16 protein-coding genes are annotated in these 18647 nt (G+C 71.5%); 13 read left to right on the forward strand and 3 right to left on the reverse strand.

All coding sequences use genetic code 11. The features are described from left to right. Positions 1–91 precede the first annotated feature (91 nt). From HCN51_RS01475 to HCN51_RS01500, 6 genes are read left to right on the forward strand one after another with little or no spacing between them, the layout of a single operon-like run. Positions 92–1354, forward strand: a complete 1263-nt coding sequence (locus tag HCN51_RS01475; RefSeq protein WP_346433486.1) for a sugar ABC transporter substrate-binding protein — start codon at positions 92–94, stop codon at positions 1352–1354. Positions 1355–1358: 4 nt separating this feature from the next. Next, entirely contained in the window at positions 1359–2927 is a 1569-nt protein-coding gene (locus HCN51_RS01480) for an ABC transporter permease subunit (protein ID WP_168005878.1), read from the forward strand. 2 nt (positions 2928–2929) lie between these two features. Continuing rightward, entirely contained in the window at positions 2930–3778 is an 849-nt protein-coding gene (locus HCN51_RS01485) for a sugar ABC transporter permease (protein ID WP_206066390.1), read from the forward strand. A 20-nt stretch (positions 3779–3798) separates the two neighbouring features. Next, positions 3799–5577, forward strand: a complete 1779-nt coding sequence (locus HCN51_RS01490) for a glycoside hydrolase family 13 protein (protein ID WP_346433487.1) — start codon at positions 3799–3801, stop codon at positions 5575–5577. Between the two features lie 58 nt (positions 5578–5635). Further along, on the forward strand, positions 5636–6892 hold the full coding sequence (locus tag HCN51_RS01495; protein WP_240972297.1) for a right-handed parallel beta-helix repeat-containing protein: 1257 nt from the start codon (positions 5636–5638) through the stop codon (positions 6890–6892). A 21-nt stretch (positions 6893–6913) separates the two neighbouring features. Then, positions 6914–7216: a hypothetical protein gene (locus HCN51_RS01500; protein WP_168005880.1), complete on the forward strand. Its 303-nt coding sequence runs from the start codon at positions 6914–6916 to the stop codon at positions 7214–7216. Here the strand turns inward: HCN51_RS01500 and HCN51_RS01505 are convergent. After that, a complete protein-coding gene (locus HCN51_RS01505) occupies positions 7173–7778 on the reverse strand; it encodes a TetR/AcrR family transcriptional regulator (protein WP_168005882.1) in 606 nt (201 codons plus the stop codon). The genes HCN51_RS01500 and HCN51_RS01505 overlap by 44 nt on opposite strands. A gap of 53 nt (positions 7779–7831) precedes the next feature. Between HCN51_RS01505 and HCN51_RS01510 the strand changes: the two genes are divergently transcribed. The 4 genes from HCN51_RS01510 (at position 7832) to HCN51_RS01525 (ending at position 13444) form a co-directional block, all read left to right on the forward strand. Then, positions 7832–10948, forward strand: coding sequence for a bifunctional cytochrome P450/NADPH--P450 reductase (locus HCN51_RS01510; RefSeq protein WP_168005892.1), 3117 nt, complete (start codon positions 7832–7834; stop codon positions 10946–10948). A 126-nt stretch (positions 10949–11074) separates the two neighbouring features. After that, positions 11075–11680, forward strand: a complete 606-nt coding sequence (locus HCN51_RS01515; RefSeq protein WP_080040672.1) for an ACT domain-containing protein — start codon at positions 11075–11077, stop codon at positions 11678–11680. Positions 11681–11751: 71 nt separating this feature from the next. Beyond that, on the forward strand, positions 11752–12264 hold the full coding sequence (locus HCN51_RS01520) for a MaoC/PaaZ C-terminal domain-containing protein (protein WP_168005894.1): 513 nt from the start codon (positions 11752–11754) through the stop codon (positions 12262–12264). A 16-nt stretch (positions 12265–12280) separates the two neighbouring features. Next, positions 12281–13444 carry an acyl-CoA dehydrogenase family protein gene (locus tag HCN51_RS01525; RefSeq protein WP_168005896.1) on the forward strand — a complete coding sequence of 388 codons (1164 nt, stop codon included), beginning with the start codon at positions 12281–12283 and terminating at the stop codon, positions 13442–13444. A gap of 9 nt (positions 13445–13453) precedes the next feature. Here the strand turns inward: HCN51_RS01525 and HCN51_RS01530 are convergent, their stop codons facing one another. After that, the gene (locus HCN51_RS01530) at positions 13454–13798 is read right to left on the reverse strand and encodes an ArsR/SmtB family transcription factor (RefSeq protein WP_080040669.1); all 345 of its coding nucleotides are present in this window, start codon (positions 13796–13798) and stop codon (positions 13454–13456) included. Between the two features lie 49 nt (positions 13799–13847). Here HCN51_RS01530 and HCN51_RS01535 point away from each other — a divergent pair, with 49 nt between their 5' ends. The 3 genes from HCN51_RS01535 (at position 13848) to HCN51_RS01545 (ending at position 17922) form a co-directional block, all read left to right on the forward strand. Further along, positions 13848–14939 (forward strand): cation diffusion facilitator family transporter, encoded by a 1092-nt coding sequence (locus HCN51_RS01535; protein WP_168005898.1) that lies wholly within the window; start codon positions 13848–13850, stop codon positions 14937–14939. Between the two features lie 49 nt (positions 14940–14988). Beyond that, positions 14989–16302, forward strand: coding sequence for an acyltransferase family protein (locus tag HCN51_RS01540; RefSeq protein WP_168005900.1), 1314 nt, complete (start codon positions 14989–14991; stop codon positions 16300–16302). Positions 16303–16728: 426 nt separating this feature from the next. Next, positions 16729–17922, forward strand: a complete 1194-nt coding sequence (locus tag HCN51_RS01545) for a hypothetical protein (protein WP_168005902.1) — start codon at positions 16729–16731, stop codon at positions 17920–17922. 12 nt (positions 17923–17934) lie between these two features. Here HCN51_RS01545 and HCN51_RS01550 read toward each other — a convergent pair whose 3' ends face one another. Continuing rightward, positions 17935–18582 carry an FMN-dependent NADH-azoreductase gene (locus HCN51_RS01550; RefSeq protein ID WP_346433488.1) on the reverse strand — a complete coding sequence of 216 codons (648 nt, stop codon included), beginning with the start codon at positions 18580–18582 and terminating at the stop codon, positions 17935–17937. Positions 18583–18647 lie beyond the last annotated feature (65 nt).

Below are 18647 nucleotides of genomic sequence, written 5' to 3' on the forward strand. Positions count from 1 at the left end.
GTTCGAGCTTTCTCCCCTGGCGGCGGCGCGTGCGGCGCCGCCGTTCCTCCGTGACCTCAGGAGGTCATCCATGCGCATGCGGGCTCTGGGTGTGGCAACACTCGCGACCCTGGCGTTCGCCGCGACAGCGTGCGGTAGCTCCCCGTCGGCCGCCCCGGCGGCCGGGCAGCAGAGCGGGCAGCCGAGCGCGTCCGCCTCGGCACCGGCGGCGGGCGGCGGCACGCTCGTGATCTGGGCCGACCCGCTGCGGGTCAAGCCGCTGCAGCCCTTCGCCCAGCAGTTCGGCACCGAGAACGGCGTGACCGTCGAGGTGAAGGAGATCAGCAAGGACAACCAGATGACCTTCCTGACCGCCTCCCAGCAGGGCAGCGGCCCGGACATCATGATCGGCGCGCACGACTGGATCGGCAACCTGGTGCAGAACGGCGCCATCGACCCGGTCACGCTCACCGAGGAGCAGAAGGCGTCGTTCTCCGACAAGGCGATCCAGGCCGTGACGTTCAACGGCCAGATCTACGGAGCCCCGTACGCGCTGGAGAACATCGCCCTGATCCGCAACACCGGCCTCGCCCCCGACGCGCCCGCCACGATCGAGGACATGATCGCCAAGGGCAAGGAGCTCAAGGCGGCCGGCAAGGTCAAGGAGGTGCTCTGCCTGCCCGTCGGCCAGAAGGGCGACGCCTTCCACGTCTACCCGATCTTCGCCTCCGGCGGCGGCGCCCTGTTCGGCACCACCGCCACCGGCGACCCCGACCCCAAGCAGGTGCTGCTCGGCTCGGCGGACTCCGTCAAGGCGTTCGGCAAGCTCAAGGAGCTCGGCGAGAAGGGCGACGGCGCGCTGCGCACCTCGCTGACCAACGAGAACTACATCGTCAACTTCGCCGGCGGCAAGTGCGCCTACCTCGTCTCCGGCCCGTGGGCGATCAGCGAGGTCAAGAAGGGCGGCGTCAAGTACGACATCAGCCCCGTCCCCGCCTTCAAGGACGGCAAGCCCGCCACCCCGTTCGTCGGCGTGCAGAGCTTCTTCGTCGCCTCCAAGGGCAAGAACGAGGCCCTCGCCCAGGAGTTCGTCGCCAACTATGTGACGAACAAGGACGTCGCCAAGGCGCTGTACGACGCCGACCCGCGGCCCCCGGCGCTGACCGCCGCGCTGGAGGAGGTCAAGGCGAGCGACCCCGACGCCGCCAAGTTCCTCGACGCCGGCAAGGACGGCCTGCCGATGCCCGCCATCCCCGAGATGGCCGCCATCTGGGAGCCGTTCGGCATCGCCGAGAACGCCGTCGTCAAGGGCGGCGACGCGGCCAAGGCCGCCGCGGCGGCGCAGAAGGCCATCGACGGCTCGCTCAAGAACTGACGACATGGCTCTCGACGTGCGCCAGGCCGCTCCCGCCCCCGCGCGGCAGCGGCCCCGCCGGGAGATCACCACGGCGTTCGTGGTGAGCAGGATCGCGGTGCTCGCCGTGGCGGCCGCGATCCTGCTCTACGCCGCGCCGCCGCTGGCCGCCACCGGGTCGTGGGTCGCGCTCGGGCTGCTGTGCGCCGTGAGCGCGGGCATCGCCTACCTCTACCTGACCCGGCGTTTCATCCCGGCGAAGTACCTGATCCCCGGCACCGTCTTCCTCGTCGCCTTCCAGGTGTTCCCGGTCGTCTACACGCTGACCACCGCGTTCACCAACTTCGGCGACGGGCACCGCGGCGACAAGGCCGCCGCGATCACCGCCATCGAGACCGGCTCCGTCCGGCAGGCGCCCGGCTCGCCCGAGTACGCGCTGTCGGCCGCGCTGCGCGGCGACGAGCTGGTGTTCCTGCTGGTGGACCCGGCGACCAAGCGGGTCTCCCTGGGCACCGCCGACGGGCTGATGCCGCTGGCCGGCGCGCAGGTCGGCGTCACCGGCAAGGTGCTGTCCGCGCCCGGCCTGACCGTGCTCAAGGCGCCCGAGGCGGCCGCGCGCGGCCCGGAGATCACGGCGCTGGCCGTGCCGACCGCCGACGGCGTGATCAAGGCCAACGGGCTCAGCCGCGCCGTCGAGGGCAAGGCCGCGCTGCGTTACGACGCCGCCTGCGACTGCGTCCGCGGCGACGGCGGCACCTGGACGGCCGACGAGAGCCAGGGCTACTTCGTCAACGCCAAGGGCGAGCACCTGGCGCAGGGCTGGCAGGTCAACGTCGGCCTGGACAACTTCGCCCGGGTGCTGACCAACCCCACCATCTCCGGATACTTCGCCGGAGTGCTCGGCTGGAACCTCGTCTTCGCCCTGGCCTCCGTGCTCGGCTGCTTCGGCCTCGGCATGGGCGTCGCGCTCGCGCTGCACCACCCGCGCATGCGCGGCACCAAGGTCTACCGGATCGTGCTGATCCTGCCGTACGCGATGCCCGCCTTCGCCATGCTGCTGGTCTGGCGCGACCTGTTCAACCGCGACTTCGGCCTGATCAACCAGCTGCTCGGCGCCGAGATCGACTGGCTCGGCCAGACCGGCACCGCCCGGCTCGGCGTGATCCTCGTCAACATCTGGCTCGGCTTCCCGTACATGTTCCTCGTCACCACCGGCGCGCTGCAGGCGATCCCGCGCGAGCTGACCGAGGCCGCCTCGATCGACGGGGCCACGCCGTTCAAGGCGTTCCGCCGGGTGACGCTGCCGCTGCTGCTCGTCGCGCTCACGCCGCTGCTGATCTCGGCGTTCGCCTTCAACTTCAACAACTACAACGCCATCGCGCTGACCACCGACGGCGGCCCGTTCCCCGCCGACAGCCCGCAGGTGGGCGGCACCGACCTGCTCATCACCTACACCTTCAGGCTGGCCTTCGGCGCGGGCGGCGCGCAGTTCGGCTTCGCCGCGGCGATCTCGGTGTTCATCTTCGCCATCGTGGCCGTCATCTCGGCCGTGGCGTTCCGCCGCACCCGCAAGCAGGAGGAGGTCTACGCGTGAGGATGACAGGCGTGAGGATGACGCTGCGGCACGTCTTCGTGCTGCTCGTATGCGCGTTCGCGGTGTTCCCGATCCTGTTCGTGGTCTCCGCCGCGATCAACCCGATGGGCACGCTGGCCTCCACGGACCTGCTGCCCACGGGCGCGAGCCTGCACAACTTCGCCAACCTGCTGACCTCCGACACCTACCCGTTCGGCCGGTGGTTCTTCAACTCGGTGTTCATCGCGCTGGTGTCGTCGTTCGCGAGCCTGCTGCTGTCGATGTTCGCCGCGTACGCCTTCAGCCGCATGCGCTTCGCCGGCCGCCGCGTCGGCATGATGGCGCTGTTGCTCATCCAGATGTTCCCGCAGTTCCTGGCCATCGTGACGATCTTCATGATCTTCACGGAGGTGACCGAGCTGTACCCGGCGTTCGGCTTCAACACCGTGTGGGGCCTGCTGCTGCTCTACCTCGGCGGCGCGCTCGGCGTGAACACCTGGCTGATGAAGGGCTTCCTCGACACCGTGCCCAAGGAGCTGGACGAGGCCGCCACCGTGGACGGCGCCACGCACGCCCAGATCTTCTGGCGGGTCATCATGCCGCTGGTCACGCCGATCCTCGCGGTCACCGCGCTGCTGGCGTTCATCGGCACCATGAGCGAGTTCCTCATGGCCAACGTGTTCCTGCGCGACCCGGAGAGCAAGACCCTCGCCGTCGGCATGTTCGGCATGATCGCCGGCGACCACCGCAACGCGAACTTCGGCATGTTCGCCGCCGGCACGCTCATTACCGCCGTTCCTACGGTCGGTGTGTTCCTCTGGTTGCAGAAGTACATCGTCTCCGGCCTGACCGCCGGAGCAGTCAAGGGATAGGCACAGTAGGGAGAGGCACAGTGCTGCGATTTCTGGGGGAGCCGCACCACGACGGCTCGGCTCTGTACGTCTCCGACCAGCGGCCGGAGCTCGGCTCGCGGGTCACGCTCTGGCTGCGCGCGCCGCTGGCGGCCGGCGTCACGGCCGTGCACGTGCGCGCCGTGCACGACGGCGAGCCGCGTTACGTCGAGGCCGCGGTCGACCGGGGCCGGCGGGCGAGCGGGTACGGCGGCACCGACGTCTGGTGGCGGGCCGAGATCACCGCGGTCAACCCCGTCACCCCGTACCGCTTCCTGCTGCACACCACCGGCGGCCAGCGCTGGCTGAGCGCGGCCGGGCTCGCCGCGCACGACCTCACCGACGCCGGCGACTTCCGCCTCGTCTGCCACCAGGCGCCGCCGGAGTGGCTGTCGGACGCGATCGTCTACCAGATCTTCCCCGACCGCTTCGACCGCTCCCGCCCCATGCGGGACGTGCCCGACTGGGCGCTGCCCCGCGACTGGGACCGCGACCCGGTCATCCCGAGCGGCCCCGGCACCTCCCAGCAGTTCTACGGCGGCGACCTCGACGGCGTCATCCGGCGCATCGACCACATCCAGAGCCTCGGCGCCGACACCGTCTACCTGACGCCGATCTTCCCGGCCCGCTCCAACCACCGCTACAACGCCTCCACGTTCGAGCACGTGGACCCGCTGCTCGGCGGCGACGAGGCGCTGCACCGCTTGTCCGGCGCGCTGCACGCGCGCGGCATGCGGCTGCTCGGCGACATCACCACCAACCACACCGGCGACACGCACGAGTGGTTCACCGCGGCCGTCTCCGACGTGCACGCGCCGGAGCGCGAGATGTTCTACTTCGACCCGGTGACGGGCGACTACGAGTCGTGGTGGGGGTTCAAGACGCTGCCCAAGCTCAACTGGGGCAGCGAGCGGGTCCGCGCCGGCATGACGGCGGTGCTGAAGAAGTGGCTCGGCCCGTTCGACGGCTGGCGCGTGGACGTGGCCAACATGACCGGCAGGCGCGCCGCCGACGACTACGCGCACGAGGTCGCCGCCCTGCTGCGCGCCGAGCTCGGCCCCGAAGCCGCCTTCATCGCCGAGCACAACCACGACGCCACCGGCGACCTCGACCGCGACGGCTGGCAGGGCACCATGAACTACGGCGGCTTCACCCGCCCCGTCTGGACATGGCTGCGCGGCCCCGGCTGCGACCTGGAGACCTTCCTCGGCGTGCCGGGCGGCGTGCCGCTGCGCGACGGCACCGCCATGCTGGCCGCCTACCGCTCGTTCGCCTCGCAGATGTCGTGGCGCTCGCTCGTGCACTCCTGGCAGCTCCTCGACTCCCACGACACGCCCCGCGTGCGCACCGTGACGGGCTCGCGCGAGCGCCAGCTCCTCGCCGTCGGGCTGCAGGCCACGCTGCCCGGCACCCCCATGGTGTTCGCCGGCAGCGAGTACGGCCTGACCGGCGTGAACGGCGAGCACTCCCGCACCCCGATGCCGTGGGACCGGCCCGCCGACCAGGACCTGGAAACCCTGGCCGGCTACCGGGAGCTGCTCGGGCTGCGCCGGGCCGAGCCCGCCCTGCGCCACGGCGGCCTGCGCTGGCTGCACGCCGACGCCGACTGCCTGGTGTTCGCGCGAGAGACGTACGAGGAGTCGATCGTCGTGGCGGTGCGGCGCGCGCCCGGCGCGCCGCTCACTCTCGGTACGCACGCCACGGGGCTTTACAACGCGGAGGACGGCGACGTGATCCCGGGGGAAGGACCTTCGCTGCGCATGTGGCGCCTCACGCGCTGATCACGCTACGGTGTCCTCTGCTGACTCTCCCGACCCAACTAGATAGTGGTGTGCGCGCATGAGGTTGCTGTCCGTAGCCGTCCTGGCCTCGCTCCTTCCCGCCGTCTCCGTCGCGGCCACCGCTCAGGCGAGCGCGGGCACCACTTATTACGTCGACTCCCGGGGCGGCGACGACGGCGCGGCCGGCACCAGCGCCGGCACCGCCTGGAAGTCGCTGGAGAAGCTGGCCGCCGCCGAGCTCAAGCCCGGCGACACCGTCGCCTTCAAGCGTGGCGGCAGCTTCGCCGGGCCGCTCAAGCTGGAGACCAGCGGCACCGCCGCCCGGCCCATCACGATCACCTCGTACGGCAGCGGCGCCCTGGCCAGGATCAGCGGCGCCGACGACGACTGCGTGGTCGTCAACGGCAGTCACTGGCGCATCAGCGGCCTGCGTGCCTCCAACTGCCGCTGGGCGGGCTTCGAGCTCGGCGGCGACTCCAACGTGCTGAGCGGCGTCGAGGCCGACCACAACATCGCCGGCGTCCTGGTCACGCCCACCGGCTCCCGCAACGTCATCCGCGACAGCGTCCTGACCGACAACAACCGCATGAGCGTCAACGACGAGGGCGGTGACAACGACTCCGGCGCGTTCGGCGTGCTGCTCAACGGCGACGACAACATCGTGACCGGCAACACCATCACCGGCAGCTTCGCGAGGAGCGCCGACTACGGCACCGACGGGGCGGCCGTCGAGATCTTCAACGGCGACCGCAACCGGATCACCCGCAACATCTCCAGGAACAACGAGACGTTCACCGAGCTCGGCGCGCAGAAGGGCAAGACGGCCAGCGGCAACGTCTTCGCCTTCAACGTCGTCACCTCCTCGCGCGGCCGCGGCTCCTTCCTCATCACCCGCGGCCCCCGCCACATCGTCGGGCCGGTCAAGGGCACGATCGCGGTGCACAACTCCGTCTACCTGCCGGCCAAGGACACCATCGGCTGGTCCTGCCACGACGGCTGCTCCCCGTCGATACTCAAGCTGCGCAACAACGTCATCGCGGTCGGCGGCGAGGCCGGCTGGGAGGACGGCACCGGCGCCGACGAGGACGGCGGCGTCTACCAGGGGCGCACCGACAAGTTCAAGCTGGGCCCGAAGTCGGTCGTGGCCGACCCCAAGTTCCGCTCCCGCACCGACCTGCGCCTGCTGCCGGGCTCTCCGGCGTTGGGGCGCGGCGTGGCGCTCACGCCGAAGTGGTACGGCGGCAAGGCGTTCGGCAAGGACATCAAGGGCAAGGCCGTGGCCGGCTCGCCCGACTCGGGCGCCTACCAGCACTGAGCGGCTGGCTAGAGTAGCGCTGTGGTTCCTGATCTCCGCCAGCCGCTGGTGCGGCAGCTCGCCGAGTCCGACGCCCCCCGCCACTACTGGCACCTCGGCGACGAGGACGGCCGCGCCTGGCTGTTCGAGAGCGTCGAGGGCGACAACGGCGAGCAGTGGGCGATCCGGCAGGTCGAGGTGGGGACGGACCGGGGCGCCCGCCGCTACTGGTGGCGGCACCTCCAGGACGAGTACGGCTTCCTGACCGACCAGCCGCTGGAGGTCTGGGAGCTGACCGAGATCACCCCTGAGATGTTCGAGGCGGTGTGGGAGGCCGCGGGCTGACCCCGGTCAGCCCTTCCACGCCTCGCGTGATGAGCCGGATGGCGGTGTCGAAGCCGCGCTCCACCTCCTCCGGATCGTCGGGCAGGTGACCCTTCGTCTCGGCGATGACGAAGCCCATGACGAACGCGTGCAGCACGTCGCTCGTGCGCCGCAGCTCCGGCTCCGGCACCCCGGCCAGGCGCAGGATGCGGTAGAGCGTGCGCCAGATGACCAGGTCGCGGTCCTGGATGATCTCGGGGTGGTCGTGCAGGTGGCTCCACATCGCCGGGTGCTCCATCGCGTTGCGGTGGTAGGCGACGGCCAGCGCCCGGAGCTGGTCCTGCCACGGTGAGCCGTCGTCGGGCGGCAGCTCCATGCGTTGCGCGGCCGTCGAGCAGATCACCCGGATCAGCGCTTCCTTGTTGTCCACGTGGTGATACAGCGACATCGGGTTGACGTCGAGCTCGGCCGCGAGCTTGCGCATGGACAGGCCCGCCACCCCGCCCTCGTCCATCAGGCGCAGGGCGGTGGTGCTGATCTCCTCGAGAGTCAGGGGTGCACCCCTGCGCGCGCTCACGGCCATACACCGTATGGTAGCGTCAGCCATACGGTGTATGGCTATGGAAGGGAGCACTCATGGCTCGGATCCCCGCCCCACAGGGCCTGCCGATTCTGGGCAACACGCTGCAGATCCCCGCGCAGGCGCCGATCGAGCACTTCGTGAAGGTCGCCTCCGGCTACGACGAGGGCATCTTCCAGCTCGAGATCGCCGGCCGGCGGGTCATCCTCGTCTACGACCCCGACCTGGTGGCTGAGGTGTGCGACGAGAGCCGCTTCGTCAAGCGGATCAAGCCTCCGCTGTCGATCGTGCGCGACTTCGGCGGCGACGGCCTGTTCACCGCCGACCCCGACGAGCCCGTGTGGGGGCACGCCCACCGCATCCTGATGCCGGCCTTCAGCCAGCGCTCGATGAAGGCGTACTACCCGCAGTTCCTGGAGGTCGCCGAGCAGCTCGTCGCGTCGTGGACGGCCCGCCAGGGGGAGGACCTGCCCGTCGCCGACGACATGACCAGGCTGACCCTCGACACGATCTCGCTGACCGGCTTCGGCTACCGGTTCAACTCCTTCGACTCGCCCGAGCTGCACCCGTTCCTCCAGGCGATGGGCGGTGCGCTGACCGAGGCCATGCACCGCAACCAGCAGCTCCCGTTCGTCACCAAGCTCAAGAAGAAGAACGAGGAGAGCTACCGGCGCGACGTCGCCACCATGCAGGCGCTCGTCGACGAGGTGATCAAGCAGCGCCGCGCCGACGGCGGCGGGGGCACCAAGGACCTGCTCGGGCTCATGCTGGAGGCGTCCGACCCGCAGACCGGCGCCCGCCTGTCGGATGAGAACATCCGCAACCAGGTGCTCACCTTCCTCATCGCCGGGCACGAGACCACCAGCGGCCTGCTGTCCTTCGCCCTGTACAACCTGCTGCGCGAGCCGCACGTGCTGGCCCGCGCCTACGACGAGGTGGACCGGCTGCTGCCCGGCGACGAGCCGCCCACCTACGAGACGATCATGAAGCTGGACGTCATCCCCCGCATCCTGGAGGAGACGCTGCGCATCTGGTCGCCCATCCCCGCCTTCAGCGTCACCGCCGAGCGCGACACCATGCTCGGCGGCTCCTACCTCATCCCCAAGGGCCAGGGCGTCGCCGTGCTGCTGCCGTCGCTGCACCGCAGCCCCAAGGCATGGGAGCGGCCGGACGAGTTCGACATCGACCGCTGGCTGCCGGAGAACAAGAAGGGGCACCACCCCGCCGCCTACAAGCCGTTCGGCAACGGCGAGCGGGCCTGCATCGGCCGCCAGTTCGCGCTCACCGAGGCCCGGCTGGCGCTCGCGCTGATCCTGCGGCGCTTCGCCCTGTCCGACCCGAACGTCTACCGGATGAAGATCAAGCAGACGCTCACGCTCAAGCCGGACGGGTTCACGCTGCGGGTGCGCGAGCGGCGCGCCCACGAGCGGGCCGTCGTGGCCGCGCTGCCCGAGCAGGAGAGCGAGCAGCAGGACATCGCGGTCACCGGCGTGCCGCTCACCGTCGCCTACGGCTCCAACCTCGGCACCAGCTCCGACATCGCCGAGCGGCTGGCCGAGCGGGCCGGGCGGGCCGGCTTCGCCACCACGCTCACCACGCTCGACGACCTCACGCCGCCCGCCGAGGGCCTGCTCATCGTGGTCGCCTCCTCCTACAACGGCAAGGCGCCCGACAACGCCCAGCGCTTCGACGCCCTGGAGACGCTGCCCGACCTGTCCGGGGTGCGGCTGGCCGTGCTGGGCTGCGGGAACACGCAGTGGCCCACGTACCAGGACTTCCCGCGACGGGCGTACGAGAAGCTGACGGCGGCGGGGGCCGTCCCGCTCATCGAGCGGGGCGAGGCCGACACCGACGGCGACTTCGACGGCGACGTCTCCGCCTGGACGGCGCGCCTGTGGGCGGCGCTGGCCGAGGAGTACAGCGCCGACGCCGGCGCCGCCGGCCCCCGCTACGAGATGGAGGTGCTCAGCGAGGCCGAGATCCGGCCGGCCGTGGTGTCCGAGCGGGCCTTCCCGCTGACCGTGATCTCCAACGAGGAGCTGACCGGCGACCCCGAGGGGCTGTGGGACTTCTCCGTCGAGGCGCCGCGCCCCGGCGTGCGCTCCATCGTCGCCAGGCTGCCCGAGGGCGTGACGTACTCGGCCGGCGACCACGTGGCCGTCTTCGCCAAGAACGACCCCGAGCTGGTGGAGTGGGCGCTGCGCTGCCTGCGCGTCCCCCGCGAGCAGGTCGTCCGGCTGCGCGCGGCCGGCGCCACCCACCTGCCCGTCGACACGCCGGTCACGGCCGGGCTGCTGCTGACCGAGTTCGCCGAGCTGCAGGAGGTGGCCACCCGCGCCGACCTGGAGGCGCTGGCCGCGCACACCGCCTGCCCGTGGACCAAGGGCCAGCTCGCCGAGCTGACCGCGAGCTACGCCGACGAGATCCTGGCCAAGCGCGTCTCGCCACTGGCGCTGCTGGAGCGCTTCCCCGCGATCGAGCTGCCGCTGCCGGTCTTCCTGGAGATGGCCGGGCCGATCAAGCCGCGCTACTACTCCGTCTCCTCCTCGCCGCTGGCCGACCCCGGCACCGTCCGGCTCACCGTCGGCCTGGTCGAGGGCCCCGCCTGGTCCGGCACCGGCACCTACCAGGGCATGTGCTCGGCGTACCTGGCCGGGCTGAAGGAGGGCGAGGTCTTCTACGGCTACGTCCGGGTGCCCGCGCCGCCATTCCGGCTGCCGGACGACCCGGCCACGCCGGTGATCCTCGTCGGGCCCGGCACCGGATTCGCGCCGCTGCGCGGCTTCCTGGAGGAGCGGGCGCTGCGCGGGGCGAGCGGGCGCGCCGAGGTGTTCACCGGGTGCCGCCACCCCGAGCACGACCTGCTGTACGCGGGCGAGCTGGCCTCATGGGAGGCGGCCGGGGTGCGGGTGCACCGGGCGTACTCGGCCGTGCCGGGGCATCCGTACCGGTTCGTGCAGGACGCGGTCGCGGCGCACGCGGACGAGGTGTGGGAGCTGCTGGAGCAGGGCGCCCACGTGTACGTCTGCGGTGACGGGCTGCGAATGGCGCCGGCCGTCCGGCAGGTGCTGCTCGACATGCACCGCGACCGGACGGGCGGTAAGGAGGACGGCGCGGCGTGGCTGGCCGGGCTGGAGGCGGCGGGCCGCTACCAGCAGGACGTGTTCGCCTGAACCTTTATCGACAATCCGGACTTAACGCTGCATCTTGGGATATAACCGCAGCATGTACGACATATCCGTGGAACATGCTGGAAACCTTTCCACGGCACTGTGAGAGCCTCTGGAAAGGGGGCGGACATGCTGCTGCGACTGAGGGTGTCGTTGCCCGACCGGCCGGGCGGCCTCGGCCAGGTCGCCAAGGCGCTGGGCGCGCTGGGAGCGGACATCCTGCAAGTCACCGTGCTCGAACGCGAGGCCGGAAGGGCCGTGGACGACTTCACCGTCTCATGGCCGCACCCGGTGACCGCGGCCGAGGCGCGTGAGCGGCTGTCCGCCATGCCCGGCGTACGGGTCGAGGGGGTGTGGGCCACCAAGGACGTCCCCGGCTCCGCCCCCGACTACGACCTGCTCATGCACGTGGCCGCCGAGCCCGCCAGGGGCTTCGCCACCCTCGTGGACGCCCTGCCCGCGCTGTGCGGCGCGGAGTGGTCGGTGGCCGTGGCCGACGGCGCGGTCCGGCACGCCTCGCTGGCCGCGCCCGCCGAGTTCGAGCTGCCGGAGCCGCCGCCACGGGCCATCTGCGTGGAGGCCGAGGACGTGCGGCTGATGCTGCTGCCCGTGCTCGCGGCCGGAATGCACCTGGTCGTGGCGCGGGCGGAGGGCCCGGTCTTCCACCGCGCCGAGGTGGAGCGGGCCGCCCGCATCGTGGACGTGGTCTCGAAGCTGGCGGCGCGCGCCTCCTGACCGGATGATTGACCGAACAATCATCTGGTCACTAACGTGGGCCTCCTGATCGCGAGCGACAGGAGCAGCACGTGACCGTGCACGAGCCCGCCATCGGCCGCTACTACGAGGACTTCACGGTCGGCGACGTCTACCAGCACCCCATGGGCCGCACGATCAGCGAGGCGGACAACACCTGGTTCACGCTCCTGACCATGAACACGAACCAGAACCACTTCAACGCCCACCTGGCCGCCAAGTCGCCCACCGGCAAGATCATCGTCAACTCCGGGCTCAGCGTCGCCATCGTGCTCGGCCTGTCCGTCATCGACGTCAGCCAGACCGCGATCGTCAACCTGGGCTGGGAGGAGATCAAGCTCACCCACCCCGTCTTCGTCGGCGACACGCTGTACGCCGAGTCGAAGGTGACCGCGAAACGGGAGTCGAAGTCCCGTCCGTACGCCGGCATCGTCACCTGCTTCACCCGCGGGCTCAACCAGGACGGCGACGAGATCATGTCCTGGACGCGGACCGTCATGGTCTACCGGCGCGACGCCCCGCACGACAAGGGTTACTTCCCCCAGGCCAAGACCGGCCCGCTCTGAAGAATCGAGGCGGCACATGGACTTCGAGCTGACCGACGAGCAGAAGGCGTTCCGCGAGACCCTGCGCGCGTTCGTGGACAAGGAGATCGTGCCGGTCGCGACCGAGTGGGAGCACTCCGGGCGCTACCCCGCCGAGATCGTCGACAAGATGAAGCAGATGGGACTGTTCGGGCTGTCCGTGCCCGAGGCGTACGGCGGCATGGCGGCCGACATGGTGTCGTTCGCGCTGGTCTTCGAGGAGATCGCGCGCGGCTGGATGGGCGTGGCCGGCACCATCGGCTCCCACTCCCTGGCCTGCTGGATGATCGCCCGCCACGGCACCGAGGAGCAGAAGCGGCGCCACCTGCCCGACCTCGCCTCCGGCACCCGCCGTACCGCGATCGCGCTCACCGAGCCAGGGGCCGGCACCGACCTCCAGGGCATCCAGACCCGCGCCGTACGCGACGGCGACCACTACGTCGTCACCGGCACCAAGACGTGGATCACCAACGCCCGCCACGCCGACCCGCTGCCCGTGCTCGTCAAGACCTCGATCGCCGAGCCCGCCCACCAGGGCATGTCGGTGCTGCTGGTGGACCCGGCCACGCCCGGCTTCAGCGTCAGCCGCGACCTGCCCAAGCTCGGCTACAAGGGCACCGAGACCTGCGAGGTCGTCCTCGACGAGGTCCGCGTGCCCGTCTCCGCCCTGCTCGGCGGCGTCGAGGGGCGCGGCATGCAGCAGGTGCTCGGCGGGCTGGAGCTGGGCCGGGTCAACATCGCCGCCCGCGCCGTCGGCGTCGCCCAGGCCGCCTACGACGCCGCGCTCGGCTACGCCCGCGAGCGCACCGCGTTCGGGCAGCCCATCGCCGACTTCCAGGCCATCCAGCTCAAGCTCGCCGACATGGCCACCGAGATCCAGGCCGCCCGGCTGCTCACGTACTGGGCCGCCTCCCAGGCCGACGGCGGCCGGCGGGTGGACATGGAGGCGGGCATGGCCAAGTACTTCGCCTCCGAGGTCGCGCTCAAGGCCACGCTGGAGTCGATGCGCATCCACGGCGGGTACGGGTACTCGCAGGAGTACGTGGTCGAGCGGCTCTACCGCGACGCGCCGCTGATGGCGATCGGGGAGGGGACCAACGACGTGCAGCGCATGGTCATCGCCCGCGCGCTCGTCTCCGGCAAGGGCAAGGTGGGCTGGTAGGCCCTCCGTTCAGTCGTGGCGGGGCAGGCCCGAGACCTCGTGGTCGGCGTGGAACAGCGCCTCGGCGATCAGCGCCCGCACGTGCGCGTCGCGGGCGCGGTAGAGCACGCGGCGGCCCTGCCTGCGGGCTTCCACCAGACCGGCCAGCCTGAGCTTGGCGAGGTGCTGGGAGACCGACGGGCGGGGCACGCCGATCGCCTCGGCAAGTGAGTTCACATCGCGCTCCTCCGACGACAGCAGCCACATGAGTCGCAGGCGGGTGCCGTCGCTCAGCATGCGGAAGGCGTCCACCGCCGCGTTCACCTGCGCCGGGGTGGGCTCTGGGGCGCCGGAGGTGTTGTCGCGTGCGTACATGACTACATATCCTGGCCAAAAGGGACATAGTGCGCAAGTGAGGGATGCCATGTCTGACCAGCGAGATCCCGCTTCGACCCCTTCCCACAGCCACGGCCACGGTCACGGGCACGGGCACGGGCACGGGCACGGTGACCACCGGCCCGCGCACGGGATCAAGGCGGCGCTGGGCCGGATCACGCACGCCGTCAAGCCCCACAGCCACGACACCAACGACAAGACGGACAGCGCGCTGGAGGCCAGCAGCCGGGGCATGCGCGTGCTGGCCATCTCCTTCGCCGCCCTCATGGTCACCGCCGCCGTCCAGGCCGTCATCGTCGTCGCCTCGGGCTCCGTCGCGCTGCTCGGCGACACGCTGCACAACCTCGCCGACGCCCTCACCGCCGTGCCGCTGGCCATCGCGTTCTCGCTCGGCCGCCGCGCCGCCACCCGCCGCTTCACCTACGGGTACGGCCGCGCCGAGGACCTGGCCGGCATCGTCATCGTGCTGCTCATCACCGCCTCGGCCGCCCTGGCCGGGTACGAGGCCGTCCAGCGGCTGCTCGACCCCCAGGAGATGCGGGCCGTCGGGTGGGTGGCCGCGGCGGCGGTAGTCGGGTTCGCCGGGAACGAGTGGGTGGCCCGCTACCGGATCAAGGTGGGCAAGGAGATCGGCTCGGCCGCGCTCGTCGCCGACGGCCTGCATGCCAGGACGGACGGCTTCACCTCGCTGGCCGTGCTCCTCGGCGCGGGCGGCGCCGCCCTCGGCTTCCCCCAGGCCGACCCCATCGTCGGGCTGCTGATCACGGTGGCCATCTGCTTCGTGCTGCGCGACGCGGCCCGCGAGATCTACCACCGCCTCATGGACGCCGTGGACCCCGGCCTCGTGGACGACGCCGAGCGCATCCTGGCCACGGTGGAGGGGGTGCGGCGGGTGGGGTCCGTACGGCTGCGGTGGATCGGGCACACGCTGCACGCCGAGGTGGAGATCCTCGTCGATCACGACATGTCCGTCGTGGCGGCTCACAAGGTCGCCGTCGAGGCCGAGCACCGCCTCATCCACGACCTGCCCCGCCTGCGCGCCGCCACCGTCCACACCGACCCGGACGGCCCGGACGGCGCCGACCACCACGCCACCCTCACCGCCCACCGCACCCCCTGACCCCTTTCACGGAGGCATCACCACGGCCGGAAAGGGTAAGTTGAGGCGAGTGTCCGCAGCCGCCCTTCCCGCCGCCGCCCCCTCCGCCGCGCCCGCCGCGCGGCTCGCCTGGCTGGACGCCCTGCGCGGCATCGGCGCGCTCGCCGTCGTGGCCGAGCACCTCCTGCCGTGGTTCCTGCCCGCCCTGCGGCCCTACTGGTTCAGCCTGGGCGTCTACGGCATCCTCGTCTTCTTCCTGGTCAGCGGCTACATCATCCCGACGTCCCTGGAGCGGCACGGCGACGTCAGAGCGTTCTGGATCAGCCGCTTCTTCCGCCTCTACCCCCTCTACCTCGGCGTCATCGCCCTCGTCCTGGCCCTGGCCTGGTGGGTGCCGGTGCGCGGGGAGGTGCCGCGCGACGGCAGCGCGGTGGCGGCGCACGCGACCATGCTGCTCGACGTCGTCAGCGTCGGCGGCGTCGCCGACACCATGTGGACGCTGTCGTACGAGATGGTGTTCTACCTGCTGGTCACGGCGCTGTTCCTGACGCGCGGGCACGGCCGCAGCGGGCTGCTGTCGATGGCGTTCGCGGCCGGCGCCGTGGTGGTGGGGCTGGTGGCGTCGGGCGCGGTGGTCAAGGGCGGCTGGCCGGCGTACGTGTCGTGCGCGGTGTTCGTCGTCGGGCTGGCCGGGGTGCTGCTGGGCCGGCTCCGCACGGTCGCGGCCTGCGTGCTCGGCCTCATGGCGGTGACCCTGCTGGTGCTGAGCAGCCGGGTGCCGTGGCTGGGGGTGGCGGTGCTGGCGGTGATGTTCGCGGGCACGGCGATCCACCGGTGGGAGCGCGGCACCGGCGGCCTGTGGCCGGTCGCGGTGACGGCGGCGCTGGTCGCGATCGCGCCCCTGTGGGCCATCGAGAGCGGCTGGTGGTGGGTGGAGGCCGACGTGTGGATCACCACGATCGCGCTGGCGGCGGCCACGTTCGCGGGCGGGATGGCGCTGCGCGGGCGGCGGCTGCCCCGGGCGCTGGTGTGGTTCGGGCTGATCAGCTACTCGCTCTACCTGGTGCACCACCCGCTGCTGAAGTACTTCGTGCAGCTCTCAGGCGACCTGCGGCGGGCCGACCTGCCGGTCCAGCTCGGCATGGCGGCGCTGGCCGTGGCCGCCGTCGTCGGCGTCAGCGCGCTGACCTACCGCTACGTCGAGCGGCCCATGCAAGCGCTGGGCCGGCGCGTGTCACGCCGATGCCGTCGCGGGCTCCAGGGCGGCGGCGACCAGCGGGTGGCGGGCCAGCACACCCGACACGACCGGGTCCTCGGCCATCAGGAACGCCAGGTGCCTGACCGCGTGCGCGACCACGTTGGCCAGGGCGATCCGCTCGGGTGACGGCGTCGCCGGAGCCTGGCCCCGGGCGATCTCCAGCACCGGCACCTCGACGGCGGCCCGCCAGGGCTCGGGGTCGGGGCAGATCGCGTACGTCAGCACGATCCTCCCGTCCGGCTCGTGCCGCCAGCTCGTGGAGTGCACCACGACGCCGGGGTCGCCGGCCGTGACGCCGGCCAGCCTGCGGGCGGCCGCGTCGGGGCTCTCCCCGCGTAGTGGCTGGGTAATGGCATGGCGGTACGCCCACCGGCGGCCGGTGCTCACCCGTAGCATGAGCGTCTCAACCGAGACCACGTGTCTCCCCGTCACCGACGACAACTTACTGCCAATCATATGCAACTGCATCTGTGAGGCATGTCTGTCCTGCTCTTGAAAGTTCATGGCGGGCCGGGGTGTAGTCGAGGGCGTGCGAGAGAGAGGCTCACACTCATGCCCGGTTTGCTGGTGCTGATGGGGTCGGGCGAGACGAGCCCGACCATGGTCGAGATCCACCGCGCCGCCGCGCGGACGCTGCGCGCGGGGGCGCGAGCCGTGCTGCTCGACACGCCCTACGCCTTCCAGGAGAACCGGGCCGACATCTCAGCCCGCGCCCGCGGGTACTTCGCCCAGAGCGTCGGCCTGGATGTCGAGGTGGGCTCCGCGATCGCGGGCGCCGACTGGGTGTTCTCCGGGCCCGGCAGCCCCACGTACGCGCTCGACCGGTGGGCCGCCTCCGGCCTGGCCGGCGACCTGCGCGCCAGGATCCGCGCCCGGGAGGGCGTCACCGTGCTGGCCTCGGCCGCCGCCTGCACCGCCGGCCTGGCCACCGTGCCGGTCTACGAGATCTACAAGGTCGGCGCCGAGCCCCACTGGCGCGAGGGCCTCGACCTGCTGGAGCCGCTCGGCCTGCGGGCGGTGCTCATCCCGCACTTCGACAACGCCGAGGGCGGCACCCACGACACCCGCTACTGCTACCTCGGCGAGCGCCGGCTGTCCCGCATGGAGCGCGAGCTGCCGCCCGGCACGGCGGTCCTCGGGCTCGACGAGCACACGGCCCTGGTCATCGACCTGGAGAGCGAGTCCGTACGGGTCGCCGGGCGCGGCGGCCTGACCGTCCGCCTGCCCGGCTCGCACACCGTCCTGCCCACCGGCACCCGCACCAGCCTCGACGAGCTGCGCCGCCTCGCCGAGGGCCGCGCCGGCACCCCCGTCCCGCCCCCGCCCGCCGACCCCCGGCTCGGCGCGCCCGCCGAGGTCACGCTGGAGGAGTCGATCCGCTCGTGCGAGGAGCTCTTCAAGACCGCCGCCGACCGCCCCGACCTGGTGGCCGCCGCGCAGGCCGTCCTCGACCTGGAGGCCGAGATCGTCAAGTGGGCCGCCGACACCGAAGAGGACGCGGGCGGGGTCGAGCAGGCCAGGGAGCTGATGCGGCTGCTCATCGCCCGCCTCGGCGAGCTCGCCCAGACCGCCACCCGCCGCGCCGAGGGCCTGCCCGCCCTGGTGGAGCCGCTGGTGGAGCTGCGGGCCGAGCTGCGCGGCAAGGGCTGCTACGACGTGGCGGACGCCCTGCGCGAGGCGATGGCACGCGGTGGGGTCTCGGTGGAGGACACCCCGACCGGCCCCCGCTGGTCGGCGCTCTCCTGACCGTCGGCGTCGCTAGAACGTCCGGGCGATCTCGCGGGCGCGCTCGTCCGCCTGCTTGCGCTCGTGCTCGTACGAGCCCGTCAGCGTCGGGTGATGCCGGACGGACTGGACGTCGGCGATGCCCGCCCACCTCAGCCACTCCTCGAAGAACGTGGACTGGAAGTCGAGCCCGAACTCCGGCCCCAGCCCCGGCCCCCACACGGCGCTGGTGTAGACGACGGCGGCCCGCTTGCCCGTGACGAGGCCGCGGTAGCCGGTCTCGGGGTGCACGTCGAAGACCATCGCGGGCTGGCTGACGACGTCGATGAACTGCTTCAGCTTGTACGGCACGCCCGAGTTCCACATGGGGACGCTGAACAGGTAGCGGTCGTAGGAGTCGAAGCGCTCGAAGGTGCGCACCGCCGCCGCCCACGCCTGCGCCTGCTCGCCCTGCGGGGTGCCGCCGCCGAACACGGTCATCTTGGCGTGCGCGGCGGCCGGGCCGAACTCGGGGAGGGTGCCGTCCCACAGGTCGAAGTGGTCGACGGTGGAGCCGGGGTGGGTGGCGAGGTACTCGTCGGTGAAGGTGCGGGCGATGGCCAGGGAGATGGACTCCGCTCCGCGCGGTGAGGCGGAGATGTGCAGCAGGCGGCTCATGGTGCCGGGTTCCTTTCGCGTCACGTACGGACTGTGGTCCGTTTATGTGAGAGACGATACGGACTGTGGTCCGATTACGCAAGCGAAAG

This window comes from Nonomuraea composti (assembly GCF_012034275.1).
Taxonomy (GTDB): Bacteria; Actinomycetota; Actinomycetes; order Streptosporangiales; family Streptosporangiaceae; genus Nonomuraea; species Nonomuraea composti.